The 6,766-nt window shown below is 74.0% G+C and carries 9 protein-coding genes; 6 read left to right on the top strand and 3 right to left on the bottom strand.

Annotated features, from left to right (window positions below; translation table 11 throughout):
- Window positions 1-90 precede the first annotated feature (90 nt).
- Both BIU90_RS11710 and BIU90_RS11705 read right to left on the bottom strand, forming a co-directional pair.
- On the bottom strand, window positions 91-330 hold the full coding sequence (locus BIU90_RS11710) for a hypothetical protein (RefSeq protein WP_071300422.1): 240 nt from the start codon (window positions 328-330) through the stop codon (window positions 91-93).
- Window positions 331-403: 73 nt separating this feature from the next.
- Window positions 404-1,003: a TetR/AcrR family transcriptional regulator gene (locus BIU90_RS11705; RefSeq protein ID WP_071300421.1), complete on the bottom strand. Its 600-nt coding sequence runs from the start codon at window positions 1,001-1,003 to the stop codon at window positions 404-406.
- Between the two features lie 62 nt (window positions 1,004-1,065).
- On the opposite strand from BIU90_RS11705, the gene BIU90_RS11700 reads away from it, so the two are divergent.
- The 6 genes from BIU90_RS11700 to BIU90_RS11675 all read left to right on the top strand — a co-directional run bounded on the left by BIU90_RS11700 (window position 1,066) and on the right by BIU90_RS11675 (window position 4,584).
- Entirely contained in the window at window positions 1,066-1,716 is a 651-nt protein-coding gene (locus BIU90_RS11700) for an NAD(P)-dependent oxidoreductase (RefSeq protein ID WP_071300420.1), read from the top strand.
- Between the two features lie 126 nt (window positions 1,717-1,842).
- Window positions 1,843-2,400, top strand: a complete 558-nt coding sequence (locus BIU90_RS11695; RefSeq protein WP_071300419.1) for an RNA polymerase sigma factor — start codon at window positions 1,843-1,845, stop codon at window positions 2,398-2,400.
- Complete coding sequence (locus BIU90_RS11690; RefSeq protein WP_254787032.1) at window positions 2,391-2,975, top strand: hypothetical protein; 585 nt, start codon at window positions 2,391-2,393, stop codon at window positions 2,973-2,975. The genes BIU90_RS11695 and BIU90_RS11690 overlap by 10 nt, the downstream gene beginning before the upstream one ends.
- An 8-nt stretch (window positions 2,976-2,983) precedes the next feature.
- Window positions 2,984-3,352 (top strand): hypothetical protein, encoded by a 369-nt coding sequence (locus BIU90_RS11685; protein ID WP_071300418.1) that lies wholly within the window; start codon window positions 2,984-2,986, stop codon window positions 3,350-3,352.
- Between the two features lie 67 nt (window positions 3,353-3,419).
- On the top strand, window positions 3,420-4,142 hold the full coding sequence (locus BIU90_RS11680; protein WP_071300417.1) for a VIT1/CCC1 transporter family protein: 723 nt from the start codon (window positions 3,420-3,422) through the stop codon (window positions 4,140-4,142).
- Window positions 4,132-4,584, top strand: a complete 453-nt coding sequence (locus BIU90_RS11675; protein WP_071300416.1) for a hypothetical protein — start codon at window positions 4,132-4,134, stop codon at window positions 4,582-4,584. Before BIU90_RS11680 ends, BIU90_RS11675 begins: the two co-directional genes overlap by 11 nt.
- Here the strand turns inward: BIU90_RS11675 and BIU90_RS11670 are convergent.
- Window positions 4,581-6,656 carry a glycosyltransferase family 39 protein gene (locus BIU90_RS11670; protein ID WP_071300415.1) on the bottom strand — a complete coding sequence of 692 codons (2,076 nt, stop codon included), beginning with the start codon at window positions 6,654-6,656 and terminating at the stop codon, window positions 4,581-4,583. The two genes, BIU90_RS11675 and BIU90_RS11670, sit on opposite strands and share 4 nt — an antisense overlap.
- Window positions 6,657-6,766: the final 110 nt, after the last annotated feature.

Below are 6,766 nucleotides of genomic sequence, written 5' to 3'. Positions count from 1 at the left end.
GGCGGTGATCTGTCGCTTTCGCAGTGGGGACGGGGTAGTTCACCTGCGATCTGTCGCTTTCGCCTTGGGGACGGAGCAGTTCACGCACGTTCAGGTGCGGTCGGCAGCGCGCGCGTCGCGCTCGGCGTGCGCGGCGGGTCGCGCCAGGTCCCGGAGCCGTCGACCGGCTGCGCGGTCGTTCCACTCCGTCCGGCCCGAGGCGTCGCCCGCGCGGTGCGGACCCTCGTGACCGACGGGCATCGTGCAGCGCCACCGGTCGAAGGTGCTGTCACACGAACGGTCGCAGTGCTGCGCGACGTGTCCGCTGACGGTGTCGTCCTGGTGGTCCATGCATCCCTCGGTCGTCTGTCTCCCTCATACAGACGCGTCGGGGACGCGATTCGTCACGCATCGTCCACGACACTCAGCGTCGTGTCACCGCACGCCCACCCAGCTCGGAGGTGAGCATCGACTCCATCGCGTCGGTGACGAGCGTGTCGCCGGTCGCCCGCGGGACCCGTCCGCTCGCCACCAGGGCTGCGATCCCCTGCATCGTCGCCGCGAACAGCAGCGTGAAGCGCCCTCGGGCTCGGGTCGGGTCCGCAGGGTCCGCGGGTCCCAGCGAGGCGTCGAGCACCGCGAAGAGCCGCGCCGCTGCCTGCCCGACCGCCGGGGCGGCGGCACTGCCCTTCGTCGCGAACATGAGCTCCATCAGGGCGGCGTCGTCCACCGCGAAGTCGACGTAGGTCCGGGCGATCCGGTCGAACTGGGCGCGCGCCGGTTCGTCGTGCGCGAGGGCGCGCTCGATGCGGGTGGTCAGCCGGACGAACCCCCGCTCGGCGAGCGCGTCCAGCAGGGCCTGGCGGTCGGCGAAGTGACTGCGCGGCGCCCCGTGGCTGACCCCCGCTCGGCGTGCGAGGTCCCGGAGCGACAGCCCGTCGACGCCGTCCTGGCGGATCACCGACTCGGCTTCCTCGAGCAGGACGGCCCGCAGGTTCCCGTGGTGGAAGGGCCGCGTGGTCATGGCCCCATCCTACGGCCGAACTGGTCATTGACTAGTTTGTAGGCACCGCCTAGATTGGCGACATGACGACTCCCAGAACGTTCCTGGTCTTCGGCGGCACCGGGCAGACCGGCCAGCACTTCGTCCGACTCGCCCTGGCGCAGGGGCACCACGTCCGGGCACTCGCGCGGACGCCCGCGAAGTTCACCGAGCCCCATCCACGCCTGACCGTGACGCAGGGGTCGATCACCGACGACCTCGACCTGGACGCGCTGCTGTCCGGCGTGGACGCGGTCGTCGCGATGATCGGCGACGTCCGGGCCCAGCAGGACGCCCTGATCGCCACCGCGTTCGTCCAGCGACTGGTCCCGGCGATGCGACGCCAGGGGGTCAGCCGGTTCCTGTACCAGGCGGGTGGTCTCAGCGCGGCGCCGGACCGGCCGCTCCCCCTGGGCCTGCGCGTCGTCCGGGCCACGATCGCGCACGCGTACCTCGGCCAGCACCGGGACAACGAAGCGGTGATGCGGTACCTGCGCGACGAGGCCGACGACCTCGAGTGGATGGTGCACCGTGCGGGCATCGGCTCGGACGGCCCGTCCAAGGGCGTGCTGCAGCGCTCGGCGCGCGCCATCAGCATCGGCACGTTCGTCGACTGCGCGGACTACACGCTCCGCACCGTGCTCGACCCCGACGCCGTGCACACCTGCGACCCGAGCCGGTACGCCCGGAGCTAGCCGATCCACGCCCGGGCGTCCTGCGGGGACCGGCGCGTCCGGGCACCGTCCGGGCCGGAGGTGCATGCTCGATCGGGGGGGGACCCGTTCGAGCGCGCCGCGGTCGAGACCCGACGGAAGGCGAGGATGGACGACGTCAACCCGCTCTCCGACGCCGAGGACGCGACCCTCGTCGTCCGGGCTGCCGACGGCGACGTCCGCGCGTTCGAGGTCCTGGCCCGCCGACACGGTCCACTGATGCGCGTGTACGCGGCGAAGATGCTCGGCTCGACGCTGGAGTCCGACGACGTCGTGCAGGAGTCCTTCCTCACCGCCTGGCGCCGGCTGTCGGACCTCGAGACCCCCGCGCGGTTCCGCCCCTGGGTGACGCAGATCATCACGCGGAGGGCGCTCGACCGCATCCGGTCCCGGCGCCACCACGACGACGTCGACGCCGTCGACCCCGCGGCTGATGCCGTCCGGTCGCCGGAGCGTATCGTGGAGGCACGTCTGCAGCTCGACGCGGTGTGGGAAGCGCTCGACAAGCTCCCCGAGGACCAACGCCGGTGCTGGCTGCTGCGTGAGACAGCCGGGTACAGCTACCAGGAGATCGGCGAGGCCCTCGGGCTGCCGACGTCGACCGTCCGTGGGCTGCTCGCCCGGGCCCGGCGGTTCCTGCTCCAGGAGATGGAGGCATGGCGATGACGTTCGACGATGCCCCCGTGCCCGAGGACGACCTCGACGGCCACACGATGGAGGAGCTCGGCGCCTACCTGGACCGTGGCCGGACCCCGCGTGACCCCGCCATCGAGGGCTCCGCCGCCTGCCGCCTGGCCCTGTCCGGCATGCAGCGGCTGCGCGAGCTCTCCTGGGACGCGATGCAACAGCGCGCCGACGCCGAGCCCGACCGCGACTCCACGTGGATCTCGGGCCTGCTCGAGACCATCCGCTCCGAGGTCCGCTCCGGCCGGGACGTCCCGGTCGAGCACCCGGACCCCCGACTCCGCCTGACCATCACCGAGGCCGCCGTGCGCGGGCTCGTGCGCCGGACGGGCGACACGATGGGCGGGCTGGTGATGGGTCGCTGCACGCTCGACGGCGACCTCGCCGTCCCGGGCTCCCCGATCCGGGTCGAGGTCACCGCGAGCATCGCCTACGGCCTGCCGACCGACGCCACGGCAGACCGGCTCCGTGCCCGGCTCGAGGACGTGCTCGCACGGCACACCCACCTCGTCATCAACCGCATCGACGTCGTGTTCGACGACGTCCACGTCCCCTGAGGAGCACGGTGCACGACGACCAGGACCTCTCCCAGCGTCTCACCGCGCTGCTCCGCACGATCGACGGCGTCGACGACGTCTTCCCGGCGCAACCGATCATCGAGGCCGCCGCCGACGCGATCGCCGTGAAGCTCGCGCTGCGCCAGCCCGACGTCCTGGTCGACATCGACCGGTCGAACGGTTCGGTGACGGTCACCGCCGGCATCGCGGTCAGCGACGCGCGGCCTGCCGGGGACACCCTGCGCGAGGTCGGCGAGCGTGTCCGCGACGTGCTGGCCGAGGGCGGGGAACACCCCGACCTGATCTCGGTCGCGATCCGGCTGATCGACACCGACGGCCCACCGCGCCCCGCACCGACTGAGGCAAGCCTGGCCTGACAAACCCCAGGTCAGGGCAGCCTTCCCTGGCTGGCGGGGACCGTCTGCGCGTGCTTTCCTGGTCATCATGGCCACCATCTCCGTCCCCGCACTGCCGAGCGTCACCACCGAGACGTCGACGAGCGCCGCCCGGCTCAACTGGCTGCGCGCCGGCCTGCTCGGCGCGAACGACGGCATCGTCTCCGTCGCCGCGGTCGTCGTGGGCGTCGCCGGGGCCGGTGCACCCGTCGGTCCGGTCCTCGCCGCGGGCGGGGCCGCCCTGGTCGGCGGTGCCGTGTCGATGGCCCTCGGCGAGTACGTCTCCGTCAGCGGTGCCCGCGACGCGCAGCGCACCGGGCAGACCGCGCGGGCGGCCCGCCGCGCGACCGAGGCAGCCGGAGCGGACGACATCGCCGCGGCCTACCGCTCGATCGGCGTCTCCGAGGACGCCGCCCGCACCATCGCCGACGAGCTCGGTCGCCCCGAGGTCCGTGACCGCTGGGTCGCAGCCGAGGAGGACGCGGCCGAGGACGACGTCGTCAGCCCCTGGCGTGCAGCCTGGGTCTCCGCGGCGACCTTCACCGTCGGCGGGCTGCTGCCGTTCCTGGCGACGCTGTTCGTGCCGGAGTCGGTCCGCGTCGCGGTGATCGTCGTCGCCGTCCTGGTGGCGCTCGCGGCGACAGGCACCACGGGTGCGGTGCTCGGCGGCGCTCCCCGTGGTCGAGCCGCGCTCCGCGTGGTCATCGGTGGTGCAGCGGCGCTCACGGCGACGTGGCTCGCCGGGACCCTGCTCGGCGCACATGCCCTCTGACCGCCGGCGTCGCGTCGCGGTCGTCGCCGCAGTGGCGGTCGTGGTCGCGGTCGTCCTGACCGTCGTCGGGCTGAACGCCCGCGGGGCGTCGGGCCCGTCGGCGCCGCTGCCCGCCACGGATGCCGGCCCGAGGTCGGTGGCCACGGCGTTCCTCGACGCAGCCGTCCGTCGCGATTGCGGCTCGCTCCGAGCACTGTCGTCACCGGACGACACCCTCTGGTGTCCGTCGACCGCGTGGGAACGGCTGCAGGGCAACGACCCGCGACTGCGGTCGTGGGGCGGCCTCCGCAGGGTCCCGGGTGCGGCAGACGGCCAGCAGTGCTTCTCGGACGATCTGCGTCAGACCGGCGTCATGGGGATGGACCCGGGCCCGATCACCTGGGGGCTGTGCCTGCAGCGGGTGTCCGGGAGCTGGCGGGTGTCGTCGGAGGGCGTCGGCTAGCGCGGTCCCGGGCAGCGCTCGAGCGCGAACGACGCCGGTGCACCGAACCCGCCGCGTCCGCCACCGACCGATCTCCCCCACCGGTGGACCACCGTGCACCCGAGCGCCGCGCCGGCCTGCCGCACCGGGTCCTGGGCACGGGCGCTCGAGGCGACGACGAGCAGGTGCGTGGTACCACGGTGGACCAGCGCCTCGACCTGGGCGGCGGTGAACACCGGGACCTGCCCCGAGAAGCCGCCGTCGGTCAGGACCTCGTCCCCGGTGGTCTCGATCACGTCGGCGGAGACCCGCCACGAGTCGTCGAGGAACAGCGGCGCCCCGCCCTGTCCGCCACCGTCGCGTTCGGCGTCGGCGACCAGGGCCCGTTCGGACGCCGAGAGCTGCACGTGCCCACCGACCACGTCCGGCGCGGACACGTGGAACGTCTCTGGCAGCGCCGACCGCACCCCGAACGGCGAACCCGCCGCTGAGCGCCCCCCGAACCCGGCCCTGCCGGCGCCCGCCCCGCCGAAGCCAGCTGTAACGGCACGGCCCACCGAGGCGTCGCCGCCGCTGCCATCCCGCGCCGCGTCGAGCGCCTGCAGCGAGAAGCACGCCGGCCCGGCCACGACCGCCGCGACGAGCAGCCCGGCCGCGACCCGCCGACCCCGGACCGCGCCGCCCGGCCACGCCTGCGTACCGGCGCGGCCACCGACGACCAGCACGGCGACGAGCGCCAGGACCGTGACGCCGACCGCGATCGCCCCGAGCACCACCGGTTCGTCGCCGACGGACGCGAGCCACACCCACCACGCGCCTTGCACCACGAGCAGCACGACCGGGACGGCGAGCAGGCGACGGTCCGCGGCGGTGACGCAGCGGGCGGCTCCCCACCACCCGACGCCGGCGAGCACCGCGAGCTGCACACCGACCGCGGCGACGTACGCGGTGTGCGGGAGCCGCAGGACGGACAGCACCACGACGGCGGTGACCAGCCACACGACCACGGTGACCAGGGTGGCGGAGGCGGGGCGGGCCTCCCGGTCGGCGCGTCGCGTCCACCAGCGGACCGCCGCGACCCCGATCCCCGTCAGCGCTGCGGGCCACGACCACCCGACCTGCGGTGCGTACCGCGGTCCGAACAGCTGCAGCAGGTCACGACCGCCGCGCTGCCCGCCGCCGCCGAACTGCCGGGTCGCGCCGCCCAGGACGTGGCCGACCGCGTGCCCGGCGGCGCCGAGTGCGCCCACGGCGCCGGGCCAGGCTCCCGGCAGGAAACGGTCGACGCCGTTGTAGCCGAACACCATCGCGAAGACGTCGTCGTCCGTCGAGCCGTCGAAGTACGGGTGGCCGGACGCCGGCAGCAGCGCCATGACGACCGACCAGGCCAGGGACGCCACGACCGCCGAGGCGACCAGCACCACGGCGTGTCCGAGTCCGCGGCTCCACCGGCGACCTGCACCGGCCGCCACCAGGGTCCCGATGACGAGCGCCGGCAGGACCAACCACGCCTGCAGCATCTTCGCCTGGAACCCGACCCCGATGGCCAGCCCGGCGAACAGCAGGGGCCACCAGGCGTCGGCGAGCGCTGCCCGTTGCCACCAGACCAGGGCCACGGCGAGCGCCATGGTGAGCAGGCCGTCCTCCATCGGGTGGCCGAACATCGACACGAAGATCGGCGTCGCCGCGGCGAGGGCAGCCGCCACCAGGCCGACGCCGGACCCGACCCAGCGCAGCCCGACGAGCGAGACCGCCCACACCGTGACGACGCCCTCGAGGACCTGCGGGAGCGCGAGCGAGGCCGTCGACATGCCGAACAGTCGGATGCTGAGGGCCTGGGGCACCGCGAAGCCGGCGAGCTTGTCGAGGGTGACGCTCGCGCTCGGGTCGAACGCCCCGCTGAAGAACGCGGGCCACGACTCGGACATGGACCGGGCCGCCGCCGCGTAGAACTCGGAGTCGCCGCCGCGGGCCAGGTTCCAGCTGGTCAGGACGGCGCCCAGGACGACGATCCCCGCGAGCGTCAGCCGCTCGCGCACGGGGCGGTGGGTCCAGCGCAGGACGCTCGATCGGAAGCCGTCGGTGCGGGTCATGGTCGAACTGTCCCGCCGGAGTCGATGAAGCAGCCCCGGGACGGCGGCCCGGTCGCCTGCAGTTCGTTCAGGCGGGTGTCAGGCGCCGTGCGCCGGGACGGACGGGAGGC

This window comes from Curtobacterium sp. MCBA15_001 (assembly GCF_001864835.1).
Classification (GTDB): Bacteria; Actinomycetota; Actinomycetes; order Actinomycetales; family Microbacteriaceae; genus Curtobacterium.
This window is presented reverse-complemented; position numbering and strand designations above follow the sequence as displayed.